Origin of the sequence: Geoglobus ahangari (genome assembly GCF_001006045.1) — an archaeon.
Taxonomy (GTDB): Archaea; Halobacteriota; Archaeoglobi; order Archaeoglobales; family Archaeoglobaceae; genus Geoglobus; species Geoglobus ahangari.
In genome coordinates, this window is record NZ_CP011267.1 from 401,846 (window position 1) to 425,980 (window position 24,135).

Annotated in this window: 28 protein-coding genes; 15 read left to right on the plus strand and 13 right to left on the minus strand. The window is 54.8% G+C overall.

Annotation, left to right across the window (positions count from 1 at the left end; genetic code table 11):
• Together moaA and mobA are read right to left on the minus strand one after the other, a co-directional pair.
• Positions 1–882 carry a GTP 3',8-cyclase MoaA gene (gene moaA, locus GAH_RS02310; protein ID WP_048094503.1) on the minus strand — a complete coding sequence of 294 codons (882 nt, stop codon included), beginning with the start codon at positions 880–882 and terminating at the stop codon, positions 1–3.
• Complete coding sequence (gene mobA / locus GAH_RS02315; RefSeq protein WP_048094504.1) at positions 852–1,460, minus strand: molybdenum cofactor guanylyltransferase; 609 nt, start codon at positions 1,458–1,460, stop codon at positions 852–854. The genes moaA and mobA overlap by 31 nt, the downstream gene beginning before the upstream one ends.
• A 46-nt stretch (positions 1,461–1,506) precedes the next feature.
• On the opposite strand from mobA, the gene mfnA reads away from it, so the two are divergent.
• Both mfnA and GAH_RS02325 read left to right on the plus strand, forming a co-directional pair.
• The gene (gene mfnA / locus GAH_RS02320; RefSeq protein ID WP_048094505.1) at positions 1,507–2,613 is read left to right on the plus strand and encodes a tyrosine decarboxylase MfnA; all 1,107 of its coding nucleotides are present in this window, start codon (positions 1,507–1,509) and stop codon (positions 2,611–2,613) included.
• Between the two features lie 35 nt (positions 2,614–2,648).
• The gene (locus tag GAH_RS02325; protein ID WP_048094506.1) at positions 2,649–3,248 is read left to right on the plus strand and encodes a flavodoxin family protein; all 600 of its coding nucleotides are present in this window, start codon (positions 2,649–2,651) and stop codon (positions 3,246–3,248) included.
• On the opposite strand, the gene GAH_RS02330 is transcribed toward GAH_RS02325, so the two are convergent.
• The 3 genes from GAH_RS02330 to GAH_RS02340 are packed head-to-tail and all read right to left on the minus strand — an operon-like array spanning position 3,232 to position 5,466.
• On the minus strand, positions 3,232–3,957 hold the full coding sequence (locus GAH_RS02330) for an amino acid ABC transporter ATP-binding protein (protein WP_281173933.1): 726 nt from the start codon (positions 3,955–3,957) through the stop codon (positions 3,232–3,234). The genes GAH_RS02325 and GAH_RS02330 overlap by 17 nt on opposite strands.
• Positions 3,941–4,618: an amino acid ABC transporter permease gene (locus tag GAH_RS02335; RefSeq protein ID WP_048094507.1), complete on the minus strand. Its 678-nt coding sequence runs from the start codon at positions 4,616–4,618 to the stop codon at positions 3,941–3,943. Before GAH_RS02335 ends, GAH_RS02330 begins: the two co-directional genes overlap by 17 nt.
• A 38-nt stretch (positions 4,619–4,656) precedes the next feature.
• The gene (locus GAH_RS02340) at positions 4,657–5,466 is read right to left on the minus strand and encodes a basic amino acid ABC transporter substrate-binding protein (RefSeq protein ID WP_245604097.1); all 810 of its coding nucleotides are present in this window, start codon (positions 5,464–5,466) and stop codon (positions 4,657–4,659) included.
• Between the two features lie 124 nt (positions 5,467–5,590).
• Here GAH_RS02340 and GAH_RS02345 point away from each other — a divergent pair, with 124 nt between their 5' ends.
• Together GAH_RS02345 and ribA are read left to right on the plus strand one after the other, a co-directional pair.
• Entirely contained in the window at positions 5,591–5,785 is a 195-nt protein-coding gene (locus GAH_RS02345) for a hypothetical protein (RefSeq protein ID WP_048094508.1), read from the plus strand.
• A 43-nt stretch (positions 5,786–5,828) separates the two neighbouring features.
• Positions 5,829–6,932: a GTP cyclohydrolase II gene (gene ribA, locus GAH_RS02350; protein ID WP_048094509.1), complete on the plus strand. Its 1,104-nt coding sequence runs from the start codon at positions 5,829–5,831 to the stop codon at positions 6,930–6,932.
• Here ribA and speD read toward each other — a convergent pair whose 3' ends face one another.
• From speD to cyaB, 3 genes are read right to left on the minus strand one after another with little or no spacing between them, the layout of a single operon-like run.
• Positions 6,933–7,340, minus strand: a complete 408-nt coding sequence (gene speD / locus GAH_RS02355; RefSeq protein ID WP_048094510.1) for an adenosylmethionine decarboxylase — start codon at positions 7,338–7,340, stop codon at positions 6,933–6,935. It abuts the gene before it with no gap.
• Between the two features lie 56 nt (positions 7,341–7,396).
• Entirely contained in the window at positions 7,397–9,394 is a 1,998-nt protein-coding gene (locus GAH_RS02360) for a DNA topoisomerase I (protein ID WP_048094511.1), read from the minus strand.
• Entirely contained in the window at positions 9,366–9,902 is a 537-nt protein-coding gene (gene cyaB / locus GAH_RS02365; protein WP_048094512.1) for a class IV adenylate cyclase, read from the minus strand. The genes GAH_RS02360 and cyaB overlap by 29 nt, the downstream gene beginning before the upstream one ends.
• A 76-nt stretch (positions 9,903–9,978) precedes the next feature.
• Here cyaB and GAH_RS02370 point away from each other — a divergent pair, with 76 nt between their 5' ends.
• Positions 9,979–10,728, plus strand: a complete 750-nt coding sequence (locus tag GAH_RS02370; protein ID WP_048096678.1) for a peptidylprolyl isomerase — start codon at positions 9,979–9,981, stop codon at positions 10,726–10,728.
• A gap of 22 nt (positions 10,729–10,750) precedes the next feature.
• On the opposite strand, the gene GAH_RS02375 is transcribed toward GAH_RS02370, so the two are convergent.
• Positions 10,751–12,064: a phenylacetate--CoA ligase family protein gene (locus GAH_RS02375; protein ID WP_048094513.1), complete on the minus strand. Its 1,314-nt coding sequence runs from the start codon at positions 12,062–12,064 to the stop codon at positions 10,751–10,753.
• Between the two features lie 260 nt (positions 12,065–12,324).
• Between GAH_RS02375 and GAH_RS02380 the strand changes: the two genes are divergently transcribed.
• A complete protein-coding gene (locus tag GAH_RS02380; protein WP_156967366.1) occupies positions 12,325–12,813 on the plus strand; it encodes a hypothetical protein in 489 nt (162 codons plus the stop codon).
• A gap of 21 nt (positions 12,814–12,834) precedes the next feature.
• Here the strand turns inward: GAH_RS02380 and GAH_RS02385 are convergent, their stop codons facing one another.
• Positions 12,835–13,041, minus strand: coding sequence for a histone (locus GAH_RS02385; protein ID WP_048094515.1), 207 nt, complete (start codon positions 13,039–13,041; stop codon positions 12,835–12,837).
• A gap of 195 nt (positions 13,042–13,236) precedes the next feature.
• Here GAH_RS02385 and GAH_RS02390 point away from each other — a divergent pair, with 195 nt between their 5' ends.
• A complete protein-coding gene (locus tag GAH_RS02390; RefSeq protein WP_048094516.1) occupies positions 13,237–13,728 on the plus strand; it encodes an HIT family protein in 492 nt (163 codons plus the stop codon).
• Here GAH_RS02390 and GAH_RS02395 read toward each other — a convergent pair.
• On the minus strand, positions 13,715–14,887 hold the full coding sequence (locus GAH_RS02395) for an acyl-CoA dehydrogenase family protein (RefSeq protein WP_048094517.1): 1,173 nt from the start codon (positions 14,885–14,887) through the stop codon (positions 13,715–13,717). The genes GAH_RS02390 and GAH_RS02395 overlap by 14 nt on opposite strands.
• A gap of 241 nt (positions 14,888–15,128) precedes the next feature.
• On the opposite strand from GAH_RS02395, the gene GAH_RS02405 reads away from it, so the two are divergent.
• From GAH_RS02405 to GAH_RS02430, 6 genes are all read left to right on the plus strand, one after another.
• Positions 15,129–16,310, plus strand: coding sequence for a thiolase domain-containing protein (locus GAH_RS02405; protein ID WP_048094519.1), 1,182 nt, complete (start codon positions 15,129–15,131; stop codon positions 16,308–16,310).
• Positions 16,311–16,316: 6 nt separating this feature from the next.
• Positions 16,317–16,820, plus strand: a complete 504-nt coding sequence (locus tag GAH_RS02410) for a Zn-ribbon domain-containing OB-fold protein (protein ID WP_048094520.1) — start codon at positions 16,317–16,319, stop codon at positions 16,818–16,820.
• Positions 16,821–16,824: 4 nt separating this feature from the next.
• On the plus strand, positions 16,825–18,783 hold the full coding sequence (locus GAH_RS02415; RefSeq protein ID WP_052747724.1) for a 3-hydroxyacyl-CoA dehydrogenase/enoyl-CoA hydratase family protein: 1,959 nt from the start codon (positions 16,825–16,827) through the stop codon (positions 18,781–18,783).
• Positions 18,784–18,864: 81 nt separating this feature from the next.
• A complete protein-coding gene (locus tag GAH_RS02420; protein ID WP_048094521.1) occupies positions 18,865–19,605 on the plus strand; it encodes an electron transfer flavoprotein subunit beta/FixA family protein in 741 nt (246 codons plus the stop codon).
• A gap of 1 nt (position 19,606) precedes the next feature.
• A complete protein-coding gene (locus GAH_RS02425) occupies positions 19,607–20,563 on the plus strand; it encodes an electron transfer flavoprotein subunit alpha/FixB family protein (RefSeq protein ID WP_048094522.1) in 957 nt (318 codons plus the stop codon).
• 29 nt (positions 20,564–20,592) lie between these two features.
• Positions 20,593–21,012, plus strand: a complete 420-nt coding sequence (locus GAH_RS02430; RefSeq protein WP_048094523.1) for a DUF1641 domain-containing protein — start codon at positions 20,593–20,595, stop codon at positions 21,010–21,012.
• Position 21,013: 1 nt separating this feature from the next.
• Here the strand turns inward: GAH_RS02430 and GAH_RS02435 are convergent, their stop codons facing one another.
• Together GAH_RS02435 and GAH_RS02440 are read right to left on the minus strand one after the other, a co-directional pair.
• Positions 21,014–21,250 carry a hypothetical protein gene (locus GAH_RS02435; RefSeq protein ID WP_048094524.1) on the minus strand — a complete coding sequence of 79 codons (237 nt, stop codon included), beginning with the start codon at positions 21,248–21,250 and terminating at the stop codon, positions 21,014–21,016.
• Positions 21,244–22,008: a nucleotide-binding protein gene (locus tag GAH_RS02440; RefSeq protein ID WP_048094525.1), complete on the minus strand. Its 765-nt coding sequence runs from the start codon at positions 22,006–22,008 to the stop codon at positions 21,244–21,246. The genes GAH_RS02435 and GAH_RS02440 overlap by 7 nt, the downstream gene beginning before the upstream one ends.
• Positions 22,009–22,109: 101 nt before the next feature.
• Between GAH_RS02440 and GAH_RS02445 the strand changes: the two genes are divergently transcribed.
• Positions 22,110–23,333: an MBL fold metallo-hydrolase gene (locus GAH_RS02445; protein WP_048094526.1), complete on the plus strand. Its 1,224-nt coding sequence runs from the start codon at positions 22,110–22,112 to the stop codon at positions 23,331–23,333.
• Positions 23,330–23,953, plus strand: coding sequence for a metallophosphoesterase family protein (locus tag GAH_RS02450; RefSeq protein ID WP_048094527.1), 624 nt, complete (start codon positions 23,330–23,332; stop codon positions 23,951–23,953). The genes GAH_RS02445 and GAH_RS02450 overlap by 4 nt, the downstream gene beginning before the upstream one ends.
• Positions 23,954–24,135: the final 182 nt, after the last annotated feature.

Consider the following 24,135-nt stretch of genomic DNA (forward strand, 5'->3'; position numbering starts at 1 on the left):
TCACCCCCTGTAATAAGGCTCTCTGAGCATTACAGCCTTCTTTATGGCGTTTATTAAGCTTTCCCCCCTCAGCCCGCGGATGTCTATGAGGTTGTCGTTCCTCATCAGACACGGCTTTATCTTCCCATCCGCTGTCACCCTGATCCTATTGCATGCGGAGCAGAACTCCGAGTTGTCCACGGGCTTCACCAGCTCAACCGCATAGTCCTCGAAGACGTACTGTTTCCTCCTCTGCATGCTCCTGACCCTGACCTCCTTGGCGTTCTCCTCGAACTTCCTCGCGAGCTCGTAAACGTCGAAGTGTCCCTCTCCATTGTAGTTCAGGCTCACGAGCTCTATGAGCTGGAGTATCACCTTTCCATTGAACTTCCTAACGAACTCCACCATCCTGTCCACTTCTTCCAGATTGAAGCCCGAGATGAGCACCATGTTGATCTTAACGGGAGTTAGGCCAGCATTGACGGCCTCGTGAATCCCGTCTATAACCCTCTCAATTCTCCCCCCTCTCGTCATTATCCTGTACTTCTCCTCGTCAAGCGTGTCGAGGCTGACGTTCACCCTGTCGAGACCTGCTTCGCTCAGCTCGTGAGCGTATCTGGGCAGCAGGGCGCCGTTCGTTGTCATTGACACCTCATCGAACTCCGGCAGCTTCTCAACTATCTCAACTATGTCCTTCCTGATGAGCGGCTCTCCGCCAGTGATCTTCACCTTCCTTATGCCGAGGCTCTTGAAAGCTCCGGCAATTTCGGAGATCTCGTCGGGCGTGAGCTCCTTGTCAGATGAGTAGCCCTCCTGATGACAGTAAAAGCAGTTCAGATTGCACCTCGAGGTAACGGAGATCCTGAGGTTGGTCACTCTCCTTCCGAAAGCATCAACGAGCATAACTCCTCAGCCCTCTTGAGGTCTTCGGCCGTGTTTATGTTGAAGAATGAGATCAGGTTTTTATCAATTTTCCTGAGGCACTCGACATCGTAGAGAAAGACCCTCTCCGCTCTGAAGACCGGGGCGAGGATCTTTCTCTCGTTCCTTTCGAAGCTTTTCTCTATCTCGGGCATCAATTCTGGAGAGTAAACGGATGCGAGGGGTTCAAACCTCCCGTCCCTCCAGTAGGGCATGAGGACGGACGCATTTATTTTTTCAGAGCTGCGAAAGAGCTCTCCCACAACCTCCTCCCTCAGAAAGGGCATGTCGGTCGCAACAACCGCAACCCTGTCACCGAAGAACTCCAGCGCTGAGTATATCCCGGCGAGGGGGCCGAAGTTCTCCACCCTGTCTACCACGCACTCGACACCCTCAAAAAGCCCCTTCTGCTCCTGATCCCTGCACACGACCACCACATTCCATGAGGAGAACTCCTCGGTGAGGATGTCAATCACCTTCCTCCCGCACAGCCTGAGCTGGGACTTTTCGATCCCTCCAAGCCTCCTGCCCCTCCCTCCAACCAGAATTGCAAGGTTCACAGGAAGAGTGGATTAGCTATTTAAATAAATTGATGGGCTTAGTGCTATGGACATCATCGATGAGCTCAGGATCTACAGGGAGAGGGATATCCCCTACTCCAGAGTTCTGAGTTCCATGTGCACCACTCCCCACCCAGTCGCGCTCGAGGCTCACAGAATGTTCGTGGAGACGAATCTGGGCGACCCCGGGATATTCGTGGGAACGACCGAGCTTGAAAGGAAGGTAATCGAGATGCTTGGAAGCCTGCTCAACCACCCGAAGGCGGCAGGCTACATCTCCTCAGGTGGCACCGAGGCCAACATTCAGGGAATAAGGGCCGCGAGGAACCTGAAGAGGGTAAAGAACCCGAACATTGTGATTCCCAAGTCAGCACACTTCTCATTCGAGAAGATCGGCGACATCCTTGGCGTGGAGATAAGGAGGGCAGCGCTGGACGAGAGCTACAGGGTGGACACCGCAGAGGTCGAGAGGATGGTGGATGAGAACACGGTGGCGATAGTGGGCATAGCCGGCACAACTGAGCTCGGGCAGGTTGACGACATAGAGGAGCTGGGGAGGATCGCGAGGGACATGAACGTGTTCCTGCATGTAGATGCGGCATTCGGCGGACTTGTCCTCCCGTTCATGGACGAAAGAATCCCCTTCGATTTTGGTGTCGAGGGCGTGAGCTCGATAACGGTCGACCCCCACAAGATGGGCATGGCCACCATCCCTGCTGGCGGGATACTGTTCAGGGGCGAGGAGTTCCTCAGAGCTCTTGAGGTCGAGACCCCCTACCTGACCTCAAAGTACCAGTACACCCTCACGGGCACGAGGCCCGGGACGGGGGTGGCGTCAACATACGCGGTTCTGAAGCATCTGGGATTTGAGGGAATGAAGGAGATCGTTGAGAGGTGTCTGAGGAACACGAGAATTCTTGTGGAGGAGATGGAGGGCATCGGCTTCGAGCCAGTAATCAGACCGATCATGAACGTCGTCTCGTTCCACGCGGAGAATGCGGAGAAGATAAAGGACGAGCTCTACAGGAGGAGGTGGGTGATCTCGACTATAAGGGTGCCCAAGGCCGTCAGGATGGTCATAATGCCCCACGTGACAGAGGAGATAATCAAGGAGTTCATATCGGAGCTCAGGCAGGTCGTGAGGGTTGTTTAGGGAAGGCTTAAATTTGTCTGAAGAGACTTCGAGAGATGATAGTGGGAGTGTCGGGAAGCCCGAGGAAGGGAGCAACACACCACGTTCTCTCACTCGCGCTGAAAATGCTTGAGGAGCGCGGGTTTGAAATCGCAATCTTCTCAGCCCACGATAGTAGGATAGAGCTCTGCAGGCACTGCGACTTCTGCAGAAAATCGAAGAGGTGCGTGCATGAGGACGACATGATAAAGCTCTACGAGCTGCTCGAGGCTTCGAAGGGCGTGATCCTCGCCACCCCAGTTCACAACGGTGGTGTGTCTGCTCACATGAAGGCGATGCTTGAAAGAACGAGGGCGCTGCTGTTCAGAAACCCTGAGGCACTCGCGGGAAAGCCGGGAATGGGGATTGCCGTTGGTGGAGACAGGAACGGAGGTCAGGATCTGGCTCTGCTCGAGATAAACGCGTTCTTCACAATGAACCGCATGATTCCTGTGAGTGGCGGGAGCTTTGGAGCAAATCTTGGAGCGGCGTTCTGGAGCAGAGACACCCTTGAGGGTGTGAGGAATGACGGGGAGGGAATGAGGAGCCTCGAAATGACGGTGAAGAGGTTCGCGGAATGGGTTGAGAAATCAGAAAGGATCAGAAAATCATTCTGAGAAAGCGCCTTGTCCTCTCCTCCTTCGGGTTTGAGAAAATCTCCTCCGGAGTCCCCTCCTCCACTATTACCCCGTGATCCATGAAGATGACCCTGTCTCCGACCTCCCTCGCGAAGCCCATCTCGTGCGTCACGACCAGCATCGTCATGCCCTCCCTCGCGAGCCCCCTCATGACCTCGAGCACCTCCTTCACGAGCTCAGGATCGAGAGCTGAGGTGACCTCGTCGAACAGCATCACCTCTGGATTCATGGCCAGAGCCCTTGCTATCGCAACTCTCTGCTGCTGTCCTCCAGAGAGCTGGTGGGGATAGTAGTTGGCCTTGTCCTTCAACCCAACCTTCTCCAGAAGCTTCATGCCGATCCTGTAAGCCTCCTCCCTATCCATCCCCTTGACCTTTATCGGCGCGAGGGTCACGTTCTCTATGGCGGTGAGGTGTGGAAAGAGGTTGAACTGCTGAAAGACCATCCCTATCCTCTGCCGTATCCTGTTTATGTCCACCCTATCAGAGGTGATCTCCTCGTCATCCAGAAAGATTCTGCCGGATGTTGGCTCCTCGAGCCTGTTTATGCACCTCAGCAGGGTGCTCTTCCCGCTGCCAGACGGGCCGATTATGACCACGACCTCCCCCTTCTCCACCTCGAGGTTCACGCCCTTGAGCACATGCAGGTCGCCAAACTTCTTGTGGAGGTTCTCAACTCTTAACAGCATACTTACCAATCCTCCTCTGGTAGTAGTTGACCAGCCTGCTCAGCGGGATTGTCATCATCAGGTAGAACAGTGCCACGCCGATGAAGGGAGTCCATGCGTTGAATGTGGCCGAGACTATCTGCCTGCCAACCCTCGTGAGCTCGACTATTGAGATCACCGACAGCAGCGAGGAGTCCTTCAGCAGGGCTATGAACTCGTTGCCCAAGGCGGGCATTATGTTCCTGAACGCCTGCGGGAAGATCACGTACCTCATGGCCTGAAGGTAGGTCATTCCAAGGGATCTCGCTGCCTCCATCTGGCCGTGGGGCACTGACTCTATCCCCGCTCTAACAATTTCGGCGATGTAAGCTCCGCTGTTTATGCTGAGAGCGATTATGCCCGCAGGCTCGGGGGAGAGGTTCACCCCGATGGCCGGAAGGCCGAAGTAGACGATTAGGATCTGGACGAGGAGAGGAGTTCCTCTTATGACCTCCACGTAAAACGTTGAGAGGTAGTGGAAAACGGGATTGTGGGATACTCTGGCCAAACCGGCAATGGAGCCAATTATCAGGCCGAAGAACGTTGAGATCGTGGTGAGCTTGAGGGTCATGAATGCCCCGAAGGCAAGGTCGGGAAGGATGTTTATGAACAGCTCGGGATCGAACTGGTTTATCCCTACCATGGGCACAAAAAAATTGGGAGATTTTAAACCTTACCCTTTTACTCCCCGAACCACTTCTTGTAGATCTTGTCGTAGGTTCCGTCCTCCTTCATCTCCTTCAGGGCCTTGTTTATGGCCTCGAGGAGTGCTGGATTGTCCTTGTTCACGGCAATTCCGTAGTACTCGGGCTCGAAGGTCTTGTCCTCGATCACCTCGAAGACATCAGGGTTGTTCTTTTGGGCAAGATATGCAACGAAGTTGTCAATTATCGCCGCGTCTATGTCTCCCTTCTCGATTGCCATCAGTGCTGAGGGGGTGTCCTCGTACTTGATCAGCTCGAACTCTATGCCGTTCTCGATGAGCTTCTGGGCTGCAAAGTCTCCCGTCGTGCCGAGCTGCACTCCAACCTTCTTGCCTGCCAGATCCTCCACGCCCTTAATTCCCGAGCCCTTCTTGGCGAGGATGACCTGCTTGGCCTCGAAGTAGGGGTCGCTGAACGAGACCTGCTTCGCCCTCTCCTCGGTTATCGTCATGGCTGAGATTATCACGTCGTACTTGTGGGCCAGCAGACCCGGAATTATTCCATCCCATGCGGTGTTCACAACCTCAAGCTCCAAACCGAGCCTCTTCGCAAGCTCCTTAGCAAGGTCTATGTCGAAGCCCTCGTACTCACCCGTCGTCTGGTTGGTGTACTCAAACGGGGGATACGCAACGTCGCTGCCCACAGTCAGCTTTCCGGGGTTTACAAGCTTCAGCTCGACCTTCTGTTCGGCCGCTTTTTCAGGCGTGGGCGTTGGTGTTGCGGCCTTCTCCTCCTGCTGCGCGCATCCGGCGAGCATCACTCCAAGAATCAGCAATACAATAAGCACCTTCCTCAAGCTACCACCCGTGAGAGCCTTGCGCCAAAAGTTTATAATTTTTCCTGAAAGATCTCACAGACTGCAAGGTGCAGAAAGAATAGCTATTTAAAGACTCGATGCCAAAGGTTCCAGCATGACAAGGAAGGTTCTCGTCTGTCCGGTCTGCAAGTCAACCGACGTCGAGCTTGACACCGGGGGCGTTTCCGGGAAGTACTACTGCAAGAGCTGCGGGTACATAGGCAGCTACGTTCTCGAGATGACGGAGGGAGAGTACGAGGAGATGCTGAAGATGGAGGAGGTCGAGAAGAGGCACGATGAAAAAGAATGAGAAACTTCTCAAAAATTATATACCCATCCAGCCAAGGCAGAGCATGGGCGCAGTGATCCACAACGGCAAGAGAGCAGTGGTGTGCTTCCCCGCCGAGTCCGTTGAATCGAAGGAGATCAACCTCCTGATGAAGAACTGCGACAGGATAATTCTCGCAATGCCCTGGAAGGAGATCGTCTCCCTCAACCTTAACAGGTTCAGGTTCTACAACGGGAGGTACATCCCGATAGACTTCTCAGAGAACGGAAGCGCCGGAAAGAAGGCGGAGTTCATAAGGAGGCTCGTCAGAAAGGAGGTCAAAAGCGGAGAGGTCGTTTACCCCGGCAACATCTTCGTCGAGGAGGCGAAGGAGGGTGGTGTGCTCGAGAGGCCGTTTTTTGGAGAGGCTGCGATGGACTTTGCCAAGCTCAGCAACCACGAGCGCTTCGCAGTCTACGGCTTTCTGATGAACGAGAATGGTGAGTACGCTGACATAGAGTTCGCCGAGAGATTCGCCAAGGAGAACGGACTCGCGTTCCTCTCAATTCAGGAGATCATCTCAAGAAGGCTGAAGGAGGAGAAGCTCGTAAGGAGGGTTGTTGAGGCGACGCTGCCGACAAAGTTCTACGGCACCTTCAGGGCTGTTGGCTATGAAACGCCTCTTGGAGAGATAGTCGCGCTTGTGAGAGGAGAGGATCTGCATGACGTGCCGGTGAGAATCCACTCGGAGTGTTTAACGGGGGACATATTCCACTCCCTCAGGTGCGACTGCGGAGAGCAGCTGGAGAAGGCGCTGAAGAAGATAGACCGCGAGAACAAGGGCGTGCTGATCTACATGCGCGGTCACGAGGGGAGAGGAATAGGGCTGCTGAACAAGCTGATGGCCTACAGGCTGCAGGAGGAGGGCAAGGACACTGTGGAGGCGAACCTCGAACTCGGATTCCCGTCAGACATGAGGAGCTACGGCATAGCCGCGCAGATCCTGCTCGACCTCGGGGTCAGAAGGGTGAGGCTGATGACCAACAACCCAGAGAAGATAGAAGAGCTCAGAGCGTACGGCTTCGAGGTCGTGAGGGAGCCGATAGAGGTCGAGCCGAGCAGGGAGAACTTCATCTACCTGAAAACCAAGAAGGAGAAGATGGGGCACATGATATGCATAAACGACTGATCAGAACTCCTCCTCCCATGTCAGAATCGTGTGGGTGTACGTGCCTTCCTCCTCCCTTATTCCCCTCTTGACCTCAGAAACGTGGGCGTGCTTCGCCCCTATTTTCTCCAGAATGTAGTCCACGGCCTTCTCGGGGTCTGAGTCCCCGCAAGTGTAAACGTCGAGGGCTGCGTAGCCAAACTCGGGCCACGTGTGTATCGAGATGTGGGACTCTGCTACGATCACGGCGCCAGAAACGCCAGCAGGCATGAACTTGAAGAAGTACGAGGCCTTCACGGTCATCTTCGCATGCCTTGCAGCGTCCTTGAAAATCCTCTCAATCTTCTTAGGATCCGAAATCACGTCTGCATCGCAGCCTGAAGCCTCGACTATTATGTGTATTCCCTCAGTTTCGACCACGGGAACCATCGCTCAGAATACGTCGCAGGAATTTTAAACTTATCCCCGATCTGATGGTCAGAGCATCAACCCGAACTGTCCTGTCTTCCCCGTTCCTTCCACTCCAGATAGCTGCAGTAGGGGCAGAACGTCCAGGACTTCCCCTTGGAGGGTCTGATCCTCAGGATGCTCATCCCGTGCTTGTCGCACTTCTTGGCAGTCACCTCAAGCCTGCCCTTCTGGGGCAGGGGCAGGGTGAACCTGCACTCCGGGTAGCCCGTGCACCCGATGAACCTCCCCTTGGCCTTCCTGATCTCCAGCTCCTTGCCGCATTCTGGGCACATGCCTACAACCCTGTCCCTCTTTATCCCCTCTCTTATGACCTTTCCGAGCTCCTCTGCATCCACCTTCTCAAGGACGTTCTCGAGGAACCTCGCGCTCTCCTCAACGACCTCCTTCTGATCGAGCCTGCCCTCCTCGATCCTGTCCATGTCCTGCTCGAGCTTTGCGGTCATGTCCGGCAGGGTTATCACCTCAGCCTCCTTCTTCAGCGCGTCGATTACAGCGAACGCTATTTCGGTGGGAGTTATCGGGTTGCCTCTCACATACCCCCTCGTGTAGAGCTTCTTCAGGATCTCGTGCCTCGTTGACTTCGTGCCGAGGTTGTGCTTCTCCATCAGCTTGATTATCGAGCTCATCGTGTACCTTCCGGGCGGCTTGGTCTTCTTCTCGTGTAGTTTCTTGGAGAGAACCTGAAGCACTTGCCCAACCTCAAGCTTGGGGAGATGGGTCTCCTCGGTCTTCACGTACGTGTAGACCTCCCTCCAGCCCATCCTGACGATCTGTCTGCCTGAAGCCTTGAAGACCTCCCCGTTAGCGTCAATCTCAACCTGCCTGACTGCCCAGATTGCTTCGGGAGAGAGCGTGGCGAGGAACCTCCTGACCACAAGCTCGTAGATCCTCCACTCGTCCTTGGAGAGATCGTTCCTGCTGGCAACTGCGACGGGGTGGATCGGAGGGTGGTCTTTGGTCTCCCTCTTCCCCCTCGAGGGCTTCATGTGGCTCAGGGCTATCTCCGCCTCCTTCCTGAACTCGGAGTTCAGGAACTGCTTGACTATGGCCTTGAGGTTGAGGGATTTGGGGTAGACGGTGTTGTCGGTTCTGGGGTAGGAGATGTAACCGTTCATGTACAGGTTCTCGGCGATGCTCATCGCTCTGTCAGGAGGCATGAACTTCCCCGCCTCTCTGAGAAACTCGGTGGTGTTGAACGGTATCGGCCTCCCCTCCACGACCTCCTTCTCAACGAACTTCCTGACTGTCGCCTCCCTGCCGATCCTCGCAAACGCTTTTTCGGCCTCCTCCTTCTTCAGGAACCTCTTGACGTGCTTTGCCTCAAACTTCTCGGAGTTCTTGAAGACGGCAGTTATTTCCCAGTATGGGGTTGGAACGAACTCCCTGATCTCCTTCTCCCTCTCCACGATGAATCTGAGAGTGGGAGACTGAACCCTCCCGACGCTCAGGAAGTCCTTCCCCATCCTGCCTGAGGAGAGCGAGATGAGCCTCGTCAGAACAGCACCCCACATCAAATCGACAATCTGCCTCGTCTCAGCAGCCTTCGCGAGGTTGTAGTTGACCTCGGTCCTGTTCTTGAAGGCGTTCCTGATCTCAGAAGGGGTTATGGCCGAGTACTTGGCCCTGTCCACCCTGACTTTTGGGTTCACCCTCCTGATTATCTCGAGGGCCTCAAACCCGATCAGCTCACCCTCTCTGTCGTAATCTGTCGCTATCGTCACCCTGTCAGCTTCTTTTGCAAGCTTCTCGAGAGTTTGAGCTATCCTTCTCTCCTTCACCCTCTTTACGAGCCTCGCCCTCAGCAAAGACTTCAGTGGCACCTTGCTCCAGTTGTTGTACTCCTTCGGGTAGTCAAGCTCCACTATGTGCCCCTTTAACCCCACAACCGCGCTGTCTCCGTCTTTTGAATAATAAACGTTTATTCCGTTGATCTTCTTCGTGCTGACGCTGCCAAAGAGGATGCTCGCGATTCTCCTTGCGGTGTTATCCTTTTCCGTCACTATCAGCCACATTCAGAACCATCTCCAAGTATGACGTTCTTATGCTTTTCTCCCTGCTGAGCCCCAGCTTTTCCGCATACTCGAAGAGCCTCTCCTTGGCACCCTCGACGTCGTCGCTCTCAATCTCGAGCTCGACAAAGCTCCCGATCCCCTCAAGCCGATCTATGCATATCACTATGCTTCCATCTCGGTAGATCTTCCTCCTCTTCCTCACCTCCCCGGCAACCCTGAAGCCAAGCTTCCCGAGAATGGCCACCATCCTGTCGAAGTCGTCCAGCCTGACCTTGATCTCCTCTCTCGTCTTCGTTTCCGGATCCACCTTCCTCCCCTTGTAGGTCAGAGTCACGCCCTCAACGTCCCTCCTGACCCTGAGGGCCTCATCGGTTTCGGCAAAATCTCTGCAGGGGTGGTTGAAATAGAGGTCATACTCCTCCTTGTCAATAACGAACTCCGCCATCTCCTCGACAATCCGCTCAATCTCATCCGGGTTCTCGACGGCGAACTTGACCTCAACCTCCATGGCCTGCCTTGAGGTGAGCGGATTTAACCTTAACCATACATTTTTAAATCTGAAGCTCCAGCGGGAAAGAGAGGTGATGACTGTGATCAAAAAGGGCGACTTCGTCAAGATTAGCTACACGGCAAAGCTTGAGGACGGCACCGTAATCGACTCAACGGACGAGAGCGTTGCAAGGGAGCACGGGGTTTACGAGGAGGGCGCGAGGTACGGAGACATAGTCGTCGTTGTTGGAGAGGGGCACGTGCTCAAGGGGCTCGACGAGGATCTTGAGGGCAAGGAGGTTGGCTACAAGGGCACAGTCGAGGTTCCTCCAGAGAAGGCGTTCGGAGAGTACGACCCGGACAACAAGGAGGTCGTGTCGATAACCAAGTTCAGCGAGAGGCCTGTTCCGGGGCAGAGGGTCAGGATCGGCGAGAAAACGGGGATAGTCGAGAAGGTGATCGGAAGGAGGGCGATAGTGGACTTCAACCACCCGCTCGCGGGGAAGAAGATAATTTTCGAGTACGAGATAAAGGAGCTCATTGACAAGCCGGAGGAGAAGGTGAAGTACCTGTTCCTGATCTACACTGGCAGGGAGCTCGTTCCTGAGATAGAGGATGGCAGGGTTGTTGTCGAGGTTCCGAGAGACGCGACGTTCAACCAGTACTTCCTGCTGGGCAAGTTCACGGTGGTCGACCAGATATTCAAGCACCTGCCCGAGGTGAAGGAGGTCGTCTTCACCGAGAAGTTCGAGAGGCCTGAGGAGAAGCAGGAGACTGAGGCAAAGGAGGAGAGCTCCGAAGGCAAAGAGGAGGCTCAGAAGGAAACCGAGGCAAAAGAAGAATAAATCTTTTTGTTCAACCCCTTTCTCACAACTCTTCCCTCAGGTCTATAACCCTCTTGGCCTTCCCCTCGAATCTCTCCAGCGTTCCCTTCTCGACGAGCTCGACGTTGACCCTTATGTTGAGCTCGGTCTGGAGGGCCTTCGAAACTTTGCCCTGAATCCTCCTGAAGTCCTCGAGCTCTCCGGTGAATATCTCGTCCCTCATCTCCACCCTCACGGTAATCTCATCCAGAGAGCCGTTTCTGGTTATCAGCACCTGGAAGTGGTCTCCCACCTCAGGAATGTTCATCAGCACGTGCTCGATCTGGCTCGGGTAGACATTTATCCCTCTCACGACGATCATGTCGTCCACCCTCCCAAGGATCCTGTGTATCTTCGGATGCGTCCTGCCGCAGCTGCACTTCTCGTAGTCCATTATGTATGTAACATCTCCCGTCCTGTACCTTATCAGCGGCATCGCCTCCTTTGTCAAGGGAGTCAAGACGAGTTCGCCCCTCTCCCCCTCAGCCAGCGGCTCCCCGGTTTCCGGATCCACGACCTCGACAAAGTAGTGGTCGTGCCAGATGTGCAGGCCGTTCTGCTCCTCGCACTCGAACGCAACTCCGGGGCCGTTCATCTCGCTCAGACCGTAGCTGTCGAAAGCCTTGATGTCAAAGGCATCCTCCAGCCTCTTCCTCGTGTTGTCGCTCCACGGCTCAGCTCCAAAACAACCAATCCTCAGGGGTAGGGACTTCGGGTCTATTCCCCTCTCCTCCGCGACCTCCTTTATCCTGAGGGCATAGCTGGGGGTCGCGTGGATCACGGTCGTGCCGAAGTCGAGCATGTACTGCAATTGCTTCTCCGTATTCCCAGTACCGCTCGGAACCACCATCGCCCCTATCCTCTCCCCGGCGTAGTGGAAGCCGAGGCCTCCGGTGAAGAGGGTGTAGCTCACCATGTTCTGGAAGACGTCCCCCCTCCTCACGCCAACCATGTACAGGCATCTCGCCACCATGTTTATCCAGTTCTCCAGATCTCTCTCCGTGTACGCCACAACCTTCGGCTTTCCAGATGTCCCGGAGGACATGTGGATCCTCACGAGCTCCGACCTGTCCACTGCCATTAAACCGAATGGATAGTTTGCCCTCAGATCCTCCTTGGTCGTGAAGGGGAGCCTCGCTATATCCTCCCTCCTCCTGATGTCGTCTGGGTGGACTCCCAATTCTCTCATCCTTCTCCTGTAAAAGGGAACGTTATCGTAAGCGTGCCTCACAACCCACCTGAGCCTCTTGAGCTGAAGTTCCTCAAGCTGGTTGAGCGGCATTACCTCCTCACGTTGCCAATAGTTACCAAATGGCATACCCGGAAATTCTTACGGACAGGTTAAAAAGTTTATCAAAACGCCCGGCAGGTTGGATATTCGAACCCGCGCGAGGGCGCAGGTCTGCGCGCTGAAGTAGGATACATGAGATATAAGGTAGCTGAAGACCACAAATCTGCCTCAGTAATTTCTCCGGTGATTTAATGGCCAGTGAAGGCCTTTCATCCCTATCGTGGCAGAGCTCCCGCACCTCGACCTTAATTCCAAAAGTGATTTATACTATGTAAGGAAAAACTGCTATGATGGAAAACGTACCTGTGGAGTTCAACTGCAAGGTGCTCGCGAGGATGCTTGCAAGAGCATACGTCGCAGAGCACACCGAGACCGAGGCGATTTCAGAGGCGATGCTCCAGCTTGGAGATGATGAGGTATCCGAAGCCCTCTTCAAGCTCATACGGGATAACGAGATGCACAAAATGATGATCGAGGCGATAATAGAGCGGCTGAACTTCAGCATAGACGAGTTCAAGGAGTACTCGATAAGAACCATAGGGCTGAGGAGGTTCGACTTCTCAGACGAGTTCACGGTGCAGCAGCTCAACGAGATCCTGAAGTGGGAGAGGTGGGCGAGAGACTACTACAGGGAACTGCTGAAGCAAGACTACTCGAAGATATCCGAGGAGCTCGGAGACAAGGCCGTCGAGTTCATCAAGGACGCCCTTAGAAAACTCGTCCAGTGGGAGGAGGGGCACATAAAACTCGTTGAGAACCTGATGAGCAAGGCCTGACAACAAAAAAATTTGAAGAGATTAGAGCTGGCTCGTCGCGAGCTTGATGTCCTCAACCTTGACCGTTTTTCTGCCAGAGTGCTTTGCGAGCTCAACAGCCTTCTTGCCGACCTGAAGAGCGTACTCCTCAATGGCCTCCGCAAGAGCTTTCTTGGCATCCTCACTAACCCTCTGGGCTCCGGCCTTCCTTATAATCCTCTCAACCGGGGCAAGTGGCAGCTCCATCAAAACACCTCCTTAGCTTTTTTCGAGTAGAAATTAAGTAATTCAATTATATAAATTTTTGGGTTCATCGAAGGCCTCAAAGCTATCCGTTTAGACATTGGCATTACATGCGATGCTGACTGATGCTCACAGTTTCACCCCTACCCCCTCCACATGAAATCAGCAAAGTATATACCACAAAACCCCAAATCAACCACCATGAAGAGAATCTTCGCTCCCTGGAGGATACGGTACATAATGTCCCCGAAGCACGAGGGGTGCATTTTCTGCGACTTTCCGAAGGAGAACAGAGATGAGGAGAGGCTGATAGTCCACAGGGGGGAGACCTGCTTCGTGATCATGAACAACTACCCGTACAACCCGGGTCACGTCATGGTGTCACCTTACAGGCACGTGGGCAGTCTGGAGGATCTCACCGAAGACGAGGCGCTGGAGATGATGACGCTCGCCCAGAAAACGGTGAGAGTGATAAAGCAGGTCATGAGCCCTGACGGGTTCAATCTGGGGATAAACCTCGGGAAGGTGGCCGGGGCCGGAATAGAAGATCACATACACCTGCACATCGTGCCGAGGTGGAATGGAGATACGAACTTCATGCCGGTGATAGCGGACGTGAGGGTGATACCCGAAGCTGTGGAGGAAACCTACAAAAAATTGAGAGAGGGGTTCGAAAAGCTTACCTCCCCTTGAACCCGAAGAGGTTTCTTGCGATTATGAGTTTCTCAACCTCTTTTGCACCCTCGTATATCTCCGTGATCTTCGCGTCCCTGTAGAACTGGTTGATCGGGTACTCGTCTATGTAACCGTATCCTCCGTGGAACTGGAGCGCCCAGTTTGTGGTCTCAACTGCAACCTCTCCAGCATACCACTTGGCCATCGCCGAGAGAGTGTTGTCCGGCTTGCCCTGCTCGACCTGCACCGCGGCAGCCCTGTAGGTAAGGGTCCTCGCAGCCTCGATCTTCGTCGCGAGCTCGGCGATCTTGAACTGTATGTACTGGAAGGCCGCGAGCGGCAGGCCGAACGCCTTCCTCTGCTTGACGTAGTCAATCACGAGCTGCAGCGCACCTCTCGCAATGCCCACTGCCTGCGCGGCAACCCAGACCCTCGTTATGTCGAAGAACTCCATCATGTAGTAGAATCCCTTACCCTCCTCTCCAACAAGGTTGCTCTCAGGAACCCTGACGTTGTTCAGGCTGACCTCGGCTGTGTCTGTGGCCCTTATACCCATCTTGCCCTTGATCTTGTCCGCCTTGTAGCCTTCCCTGTCGGTCTCGACTATGAAGTAGCTGATCCCCCTGTGCCTCTTTTCGAAGCTCTCCATCTCTCTTGTCCTCGCGGTCACGAGGATGAAGTCGGCAATTGAGCCGTTTGATATGAACTGCTTAGTCCCGTTAAGCACCCACTCGTTTCCGTCCTTAACCGCCCTCGTTTTTATGCTCGCGGAGTCGCTTCCCGCATCTGGCTCGGTGTTGGCCATGCCCATTATGGCATCTCCCTTCGCAATCTTCGTCACGTACTGCTCCTTCTGCTCCTCGCTGCCGTGCAGGAGCAGGATCTCAACACCGAAGGTCGGAAGAAGGCATGCAAGCCCGAGTCCCGGGTTTACGGCAGAGAATTCCTCCATCACGATCATCTGCTCTATCGGCCCGTAGCCACCTCCGCCGTACTCCTCCGGAATTGCCACGGCATGGAATCCAAGCTTCGCGCACTTCTTGAAGAGCTCCATCGGGAACTTCTCCTCCCTGTCGCACTCCCTCGCAAGCTCGGGCGTGAACTCCTTCTCCGCGAACTCCCTTGCAGCCCTCCTTATGTCCTCCTGCTCCTCCGTAAACTGAAAGCTGACTGTCATCACACCACCTCACGATTATCTATGACGGAATTGTGTATCCGGAAGTATAAAATTCTTTTGGGAGAAATAAAAAGGCAGAGAGGCTTTGAAAACCTACAAAAAGTTTATAAATGCTCCACCGCAAAATTGGTAAAAATCATGACAGATTTTGGGCAATTAAAACCTTTTCTATTTTTAATCTTGGTTTGGAGGCAGGAAAAGCGAGAAAATCTTATATAATGAAAGAACGTTATAAAAGCGTATGGCAGTAGCAATTATAGGAGCTGGCCAGTCCAAATTCGGGACAAGAAAGGACGTCAACGTGGCAGAGCTTGCATGGGAGGCCGTTAAACCGGCGATGCAGTCTGCCAACGTGGAGCAGAAGGACATTGACTTCATGGTTGTCGGCACGGCGGGAATGTGGAGCAGCGAGGCTGCTGTGCCTGCCCTGATGTACGAGTACGGGAAGTTTGAGGACGTTGGAAGCATGAGGGTCGAGGCCGCATGCGCGACAGGTAATGCGGCGATCAGGGTTGGCTACACGGCAATAGAGAGCGGTGAGGCTGATGTTGTGCTCGTGCTTGGCGTCGAGAAGATGCAGGAGTCACCCAATCCGACGGTAATCGAGCTGATCGGCAGGTTCGGCAGCTACTTCTGGGAGTTCGAGAACTTCGGCCTCACGTTCCCCGGGTACTACGCCCTGCACGCCACAGCATACATGGCCAAGTACGGAGCGACCGAGGAGGACTTTGCGAGGGTCGCGGTTAAGAACCACCACTACGGTGCCAAAAACCCGTACGCCCAGTTCCAGAGGGAGATCAGCCTCGAGAAGGCCCTCAACTCACCGTACGTCGCGTGGCCATTCAAGCTGTTCGATTGCTCACCCATCACCGACGGTTCTGCTGCGGTGATTCTCGCGAGCGAGGAGAAGGTAAAGGAGTGGGGCATCGAGGAGAAGATATGGATACTCGGTCAGGGAGTCGGAACGGGCACGGCAAACCTCAGCAGGAGGGAGAGCTTCACCTCTCTGAGATCCGCAGCCTACGCTGCAGAGGTGGCATACAAGAAGGCGGGAATAGACATGGACGCCCCGTACAAGTATCTGGACGGAGCAGATGTCCACGACTGCTTCACGGCTGCCGAGGTTATCGCCTACGAGGATCTGAGGTTCGCGAAGAGGGGAGAGGGTGTCCAGCTCGTCAGGGAGGAGCAGACGTACATCGGTGGAAGGATCCCCGTGAACGTAGATGGAGGTTTGAAGGCCAAGGGTCACCCGATTGGGGCGACAGGAGTGAGTCAGGCTGTCGAGGCCTGGAAGCAGCTTCTCAGCAAGGCCGAGAACGGAAGGCAGGTTGACGTCAAGAACGGAAGGTATCTGGCCCACAACGTGGGTGGAACGGGTCACTACAGCTACGTGACCATTTACGGTTTGGAGAAGAGGTGATGTGTTATGGACGATTTGAGGAAGGCTGCTGAAACGAATATTAAGGAGTACGGGTTCCCGGTTGCCATAGACGAGAAGAGCGGAGCCCTGCAGTGGGTCGACATGAGAGATCTTCACCTCAAGTACGTCATCTCCATTGAGAACATCCAGAACTTCTACGAGGGTCTGAGAGAGGGCAAGCTCCTCGCCACGAAGTGCAAGAAGTGCGGAGAGCTGTTCTTCCCTCCGCAGAAGGACTGCCCGAAGTGCATGGATGATGACATGGAGTGGGTGGAGCTCAAGAACGAGGGTGTGCTCGAAACCCTGACCGTGATATTCGTCAGGCCGCCAAGCTTCGCCAGCTACGACCCGTACACGGTCGCTATCGCAAGGCTGGACGATGGGGTCAAGATAACCGCATGGCTTAAGGGAGATCCGCAGAAGGTCAGGCCGGGACAGAGGGTGAAGGTTGAGGTGTCGAAGAGAAAGGAAGGGTATTTAATGTATGAAATCGTCCCGGTGGAGGGGTGATGAGATGGAGATAAAGAAGGTTGCCGTTCTCGGCGCGGGAGCGATGGGTTCCGGCATCGCTCAGGTCGTTGCGCAGGCCGGTTATGAGGTCTGGGTGAGGGACATAAAGGAGGAGTTCCTCGAGAGGGGCAAGGCTAACATCGAGAAGAATTTGAGAAAAGCGGTTAACAAGGGCAAGATAAGCCTCCCCAAGTACAAGGAGATCGTCGCGAGGATCCACTACACGACCGACATGAAGGAGGCTGTTGAGGACGCAGACCTCGTCATTGAGGCTGTTCCCGAGGTAATGGACCTGAAGAAGCAGGTATTTCAGGAGGTGTGCCAGTACAACAAGAAGGCCCTCCTCGCCACAAACACCTCGGGGCTGAGCATTACCGAGCTCTCGAAGGCTACTGACAGACCCGACAGGTTCGTGGGAATGCACTTCTTCAACCCCGTGCCCGTGATGGCCCTCGTTGAGGTCATAAGGGGTGAGCAGACCAGCGACGAGACGGTGAACATAGCCGTCGAGTTCGTGAAGAGCATCGGAAAGACGCCCGTTGTTGTCAAGAAGGACGTTGAGGGGTTCATAGTCAACAGGTGCCTCGTGCCCTACCTCGTGCTCGCTATTGACGATGTCGAGAAGGGTATAGCAGAGCCTGAGGAGATCGACGCGACGATGCTCTACGAGTACAAGATGCCGATGGGGCCGCTGGAGCTTGCAGACTTCGTGGGCCTCGACGTGCTCTACTACGCGAGCCAGCAGTGGAGCATCGTTCCGAAGTCCAAGCTCCTCGAGGAGAAGTTCAACAACAAGGAGCTGGGAATGAAGACAGCCAAGGGCTTCTACGACTGGAGGGCTGGCAGGCCCAAGATACCTAAGGAGAAGGCCGGCAAGTACGACGGGCTCAGGATAATCGCTCCGATGGTGAACATCGCAGCCGGGCTCATAGAGATGGGCGTTGCTGATGCGAAGGAGATCGACACCGCGATGAAGCTCGGAACGAACATGCCCAAGGGTCCGCTCGAGATGGCTGACGAGATCGGGCTTGACGTCATACTCGCCAAGGTGGAGGAGCTATACAAGGAGAAGGGCTACGAGATCCTCAAGCCGTCGGAGTACCTCAAGAAGCTTGTGGCAGAGGGCAAGACCGGAAAGAAGGCCTCGGAGGGATTCTACAAGTACGAGGCCGGGACTTACCAGAACATAAGGATCGAGAAGCTTGAGGGAGGGATCGCCAAGATCGTCCTCAACAGGCCGCACAGACTCAACGCCATAACCATCGAGCTGCTCGACGAGCTCAAGAGGGCGTTCGGAGAGCTGGAGTTCGACGACGAGGTGAGGGTGGTCATACTCACCGGAGAGGGCAAGGCGTTCTCGGCTGGCCTCGACCTGCAGGCCGCTGGAACGGACGAGGTTCTCAACCCACCCGTCGCAATGCTGCTTGCAGCCAAGGGACAGGACGTCTTCACCACCATCGAGAAGTTCCCCAAGCCCGTCATAGCAGCCATCAACGGCTACGCGTTTGGCGGTGGCTGCGAGATGGCCCTCGCATGTGACTTCAGAATAATCGCCAAGAACGCGCAGATTGGACTGACAGAAACTGCCCTTGGACTCATACCGGGCTGGGGCGGAACCCAGAGGATGGCGAAGATACTGGGCATCGCCAAGGCCAAGGAGCTGATAATGTTCGCCACGAGGCTTTCCGGAGAGGAGGCCGAGAAGGTCGGGCTTGTCAACAAGGCAGTGGATCCGGAGAAGTTCTGGGACGAGGTCATGGAGTTCGCCAAGAAGCTCGCCGAGGGTGCTCCGATCGCTCTCAGGCTCGCGAAGTACGCCATAAACTTCGGCTACGAGCTGCCTGTGGAGGTCGGGCAGGCTCTGGAGTCAGCTTACTTCGGCCTCGTCACAGGCACAAAGGACGTGAGGGAGGGCTTCGCGGCGTTCTTCGAGAGGAGGAAGCCCAACTTCACAGGAAAATAAATGAAACGATAAATAATTACATTTTTATTTTTTGGAAAGAGTTATCAATAACGTAAAATCACGCAAGATGGGGGTGGTAGATTGAATATTATCGTACTCGCGAAACACGCAGCTGACCCAGAAAGCGAGATCCGCGTGTCAAGTGATGGGAAGAGTGTTGACGAGAAGGGGCTCGTGTTCGACATCAACGACTGGGACAGATACGCTGTTGAGGAGGCCATAAGGCTCAAGGAGGAGCACGGAGGAGAGGTTGTAGTCGTCGGCGTTGGCTATTCCGACGACACCCTGAGGAAGTGCCTGGCCATGGGGGCTGACAGGGCCATAAAGATTCCCCTCGACGCGGGAATGGACTCCTACAGGACGGCTCTGGCCATAAAGGAGGCGATCTCCGGAGAGAGCTTCGACCTGATACTCGCAGGCCTGATGAGCCAGGACTACAACAACGCGCTCGTGGGTGTTCTCCTTGCCGGAATGCTCGACATCCCGTTTGCAACTGCGGTGACAAGCATAAAGGTCGAGGACGGGAAGATAAGGGTCGTCAGGGAGCTTGAGGGAGGATATGGAGAGGAGAACGTCCTTCCGCTGCCAGCGCTCGTTACTGTCCAGAGTGGTATAAACGAGCCGAGGTACGTCTCGATCATGGGCATCAAGAGGGCAAAGAGCAAGGAGCTGAGAGAGGTCGGAGTGGAGGTAGGAGAGGGATTCATAGAGGTCGAGAAGGTCTACACTCCGCCGGTCAAGAAGGCCGAGATGATTGAGGGTGCTCCGGAGGAGATTGCCGAGAAGCTAATCCAGATACTCAAGGACAGGGGGTTGATCTGAAATGAGGGTTTTTGCCGTTGCCGAGATTAATTTTGGAGAGCTCGATCCCGTTAGCGTTGAGCTCCTCAACCTTGCGAACACCATCAAGGGAGACGGCAGTGCTGAGGCAGTCGTGATTGGAAGCAGCATTTCCTCTCACGCTGAGAAGCTTGCCAAGTACGCCGACAAAGTCTGGAAGATTGAGGACGCGAGCCTTGAGAACTACAACCCCGAGCTCTACGTTGACGTCCTTCTGCAGCTCTTCCAGAAGGAGAAGCCTGACGTCGTTCTCATCGCCAACTCCTCCAGAGGCTCGGAATACGCTCCGCTCCTCGCGACGAAGCTGAACGCTCCCATAGTCACGGACATTGTCGGCCTCGACGTCAGCGACGGTGTGAAGGCCACGAGGTACATCTTCCAGGGCAAGCTCCTCGTGGATGTTCTGGTGAAGCAGGCGGACACGTACGTCTTCACGGTCAGGCAGGGAGTGTTCAAGGAAGAGAAGCAGGCCTCCGGAGAGGTAGTCGATGCGGGAATAAAGCCTTCAGTCACTCCAAAGAGAGAGTTCAGCCAGATAATCGAGCCAGAAGCCGGAGAGGTCGACATAACGCAGGCGGACATAATCGTCTCTGTCGGCAGGGGAATTGAGGACGCGTCCAACATAGAGCTTGCCGAGGAGCTCGCCGAGCTGCTTGGCGGAGTTGTGGCCGGAAGCAGGCCCGTGATCGACAACGGCTGGCTGCCGAAGGACAGGCAGGTCGGTATCTCGGGCAAGACCGTGAAGCCCAAGCTCTACCTCGCTCTGGGTATAAGCGGTGCGTTCCAGCACATCATGGGAATGAAGGACAGCGAGCTCATAATCGCAATAAACAAGGATCCAGAGGCACCAATATTCGGCGTTGCTCAGTACGGTGTCGTTGGGGACATATTTGAGGTCGTGCCGGCACTCATAGACAAGCTCAGGGAGATAAAGGGCTAACTCCCTTTTCTTTTTTGAGGTGATGAATTATGAGCGAGGATGCCGTCATAAACACGATGGTAACGCTTGTTGAGAGGCTCTCCGACGACGAGGAGAAGATGAACGCACTCGTGGAGAAGCTGGCGGAGATGGTGGAGAGCAGGAGTGCTGAGAGACTGATTGAGCTCGCCAACACCCTCGCGCCGCTCCTCGAGACGGTCAGCGTGTTCATGGACAGCGAGACTGAGAGTGTGGTGAACAACCTCATCGAGGCCCTTGGAGCTGTGGCACTCAGCATAGACAGCAACACGATTGAGATAGCGGAGAAGATGATGGATGCCCTCAACGCAAGCAGAAATGCTGAGCCGGTAACCCTCATGGGGCTTTTCAGGGCCATGAAGGACGAGAACGTCCAGAAGACCCTCGGGTTCTTCGTGAAGTTCGCGAGGGAATTCGGAAAGAGGCTCTGAATCAAATATTTTTGATTATCAGGTACGCGAGCAGAATCGTCACAACCACTATCGCCAGATCTATGACCCTGATTTTCAGGTCGGGGCCCACCTCGAAAACAACCGCTGTGTGAACGCTCCTGCTCTTTTCACCTCTCTTCCCGGCCCTTTCAACCTCAGGCGTGAGCTCCCTAACAACCTCGAGCTCATCATCCTCCATCAGAATGTCCGCAACCCTCTCCCTCTCCAACTCTACCACCCGAGCAGGTACCTTACTCTTCCAAAGGGACGTATATTAACCTTCTGTCCCGCAACATTCATCGCGAGGTTCACCAGATCCCTCGACACGGCCGATCTTGGGCGGTAGGAGATCACCGGAACGCCAGCATCCCAGCTCCTCGAAATGTCCCTCGACTCCCTGATTATCCCCGCGAGCTCCGAGTCGAGAATCTCTGACACGAGTTCGGCGAAGCTCCTCTCACCCCTGTACCTGTTGAGGATTACCCCTCCAACCTCCACCCCGAGCTCCCTCGCGACCGTCACAACCCTCTTGGCAGAGTTCACAGAACTCCTCTCCGGGTTGACAACCACATAAGCCCTGTCCGCGTTCCCCATCGAAACCAGAGACAGCCTGCTCAGCCCTGCAGAGACGTCGAGGACAACGTAGTCATACGTCTCCGAGAGCTCCTCAACAACCTCACCAAACCTCCGCTCCTCAAACTCCTTGAGCATGCTTAGCGAGGCTAGAGAGGGGATCACGTGGAGGGTGGTCAGGGTTCTGCCAACAGCCATCCTGAGCCTGTAGGTTGCATCCTTTAAACTCGCGTCTCCCCTCAGAACGTCGAAGAGCGACAGCCCGGGGTTCTCTATGGCCAGCAGTATGTGGAGGTTGGGCAGCATGAAGTCGCAGTCCACGACCACAGTTTCCCCGAATGCTGTAAGGGCTGCCGCGAGGTTTGCCGAAACGGTGGTCTTTCCAACGCCACCCTTTCCGGAGCACACGGCGATGACAGGCATGACCCAGCGAATCTAATCCACCATGATATTTAACGGTTGTCTGGCGGCACGGTTTCTGGAGGCCGAAATCTATATATTACAAGCTATTGAAGGGGTGGGGAATGACGGTAATCAGATTCCTCGGAGGGTGCAGGGAGGTAGGCAGGTCTGCGATAATGGTGGACTCCATTATTCTGGACTATGGCCTGAAGCCCTCCGACCCGCCAGAGTTTCCGATAAACGGCGTTGCTCCGAAGAGCGTGTTCATCTCCCATGGGCACCTCGATCATGTCGGGGTGGCTCCGAACCTGATGGACTACGACCCCAAGGTGTACATGACCGCTCCGACAAGGGAGCTCTCCGATATACTCTTAAGAGACTCGATGAACATAATGGAGTACCCACCGTTCGGCAAGAGGGAGTACCTGCAGTTCAACAGTAACACGAGGGAGATAAGCTACGAGGAGCCGCTGATGGTCGACGGCTGGGAGATAACTCTTTTCAACGCGGGTCACATCCCGGGAAGCTCGACGATATACATGTCGAGGGACGTCAACATCCTCTACACGGGCGACATAAGGCTCGAGGACACAAGGCTTCTGGAGGGCGCGGATACATCCTTCCCCGAGACCGACATCCTGATAGTCGAGTCCACCTACTTCGGAGTTGAACACCCTGAGAGGAAGGAGCTTGAGAAGCTGTTCGTCGAGAGCGTCATAGAGACGCTCGACATGGGAGGGCACGCGATAATTCCTGCCTTTGCAGTCGGAAGGACGCAGGAGATAATGATGATCCTGACCAAGCACGGAATAACTCCCTACGTGGACGGAATGGGCAGGGAGGTGTCGAAGATACTCGAGAGGTATCCGGAGTACATCAAGAGCGTCAGGGAGCTGAGGAGGGCGATGAGGAACTCGATAATAGTCGAGAGGGGCAAGAGAGAGAAGGTTCTCGAGGAGCCAGCTGCCGTCATAACGACCGCGGGCATGCTCAACGGCGGGCCGGCGCTCTTCTACATCTCGAGGCTCTACAACGACGAGAAGTCGAAGATAATCCTGACGGGGTATCAGGTTGAGGGCACCAACGGGGACAGGGCGCTGAGAACAAACACGATAGACCTCGGAATGAGGACTGTAAGGCTGAAGATGAAGGTCGAGCAGTACGATTTCTCAGCCCACGCAGACGACTCGCAGCTGAAGGAGCTGGTCAGGAAGGTCGCGGACAGGGGCATGGAGAAGGTATTCACCGTACACGGGGAAGAGACGGAGGCGTTCGCAAGCTGGATAGAGGAAGAGCTCGGGCTCGAGTGCTACGCACCCAAGAACGGCGACATGTACGTTTTATGAGGATTATTGTCTCTTCAGACCTCCACTCCCGTTTTTCGATGCTCGAAAAGCTTGTCGATAAAGCAAGGGCAGATGTCCTTGCGATCTGCGGCGACGTGACGGACTTCAGCCGGAGAGATGTGGAGAGGTTTCTGGAGATAGTCGAGAGGTTTTCGGGGACGTGTCTGGTCGTCCACGGAAACTGCGATTACGAAGATGCCTTCAGCAGCCTGAAGTCCGAGAACGTTGAGTACATACACGGAAGGAGCGTTGAGCTCGACGGAATCACCTTCCACGGGCTCGGGGGCTCGACGTTCACACCTTTCAACACTCCCTCAGAGTATGACGAGAGATACTACCACAGGCTGCTCAGCAGGTTCGAGTATGGAGAGAAGAATGTCCTCGTGTCTCACTCACCACCCTACGGCGTGCTCGACGTTACACATTCCGGAGTGAACGCGGGAAGTGTGGCAATCAGGGAGAACGCTCACCTCTTCGACTTCATCCTGTGCGGGCACATCCACGAGGCGAGGGGGGTTGAGAGGGTTGGCAGCACAGTTGTTGTTAACCCCGGAACCCTCTCGAGGGGAGAGTACGGCGAACTCACCACCGGTAGCTCGGTAACGCTTTTGAAACTTTAATGGCTGTATTCTATAAATTCTCCGAGAACGTTTCGCTTTTAATGGCGAGCATTGGGCGTGTATCTTTCACCGAAGGGGCAAGGTTTTTCTATATGCGATAAAAGTTATCGAGGGGAAGCGAAAGATTTAACTCGCGGTGAGCCTACGCAAGCTTACTTGATAGAAAATCAAATTAGTTTGAT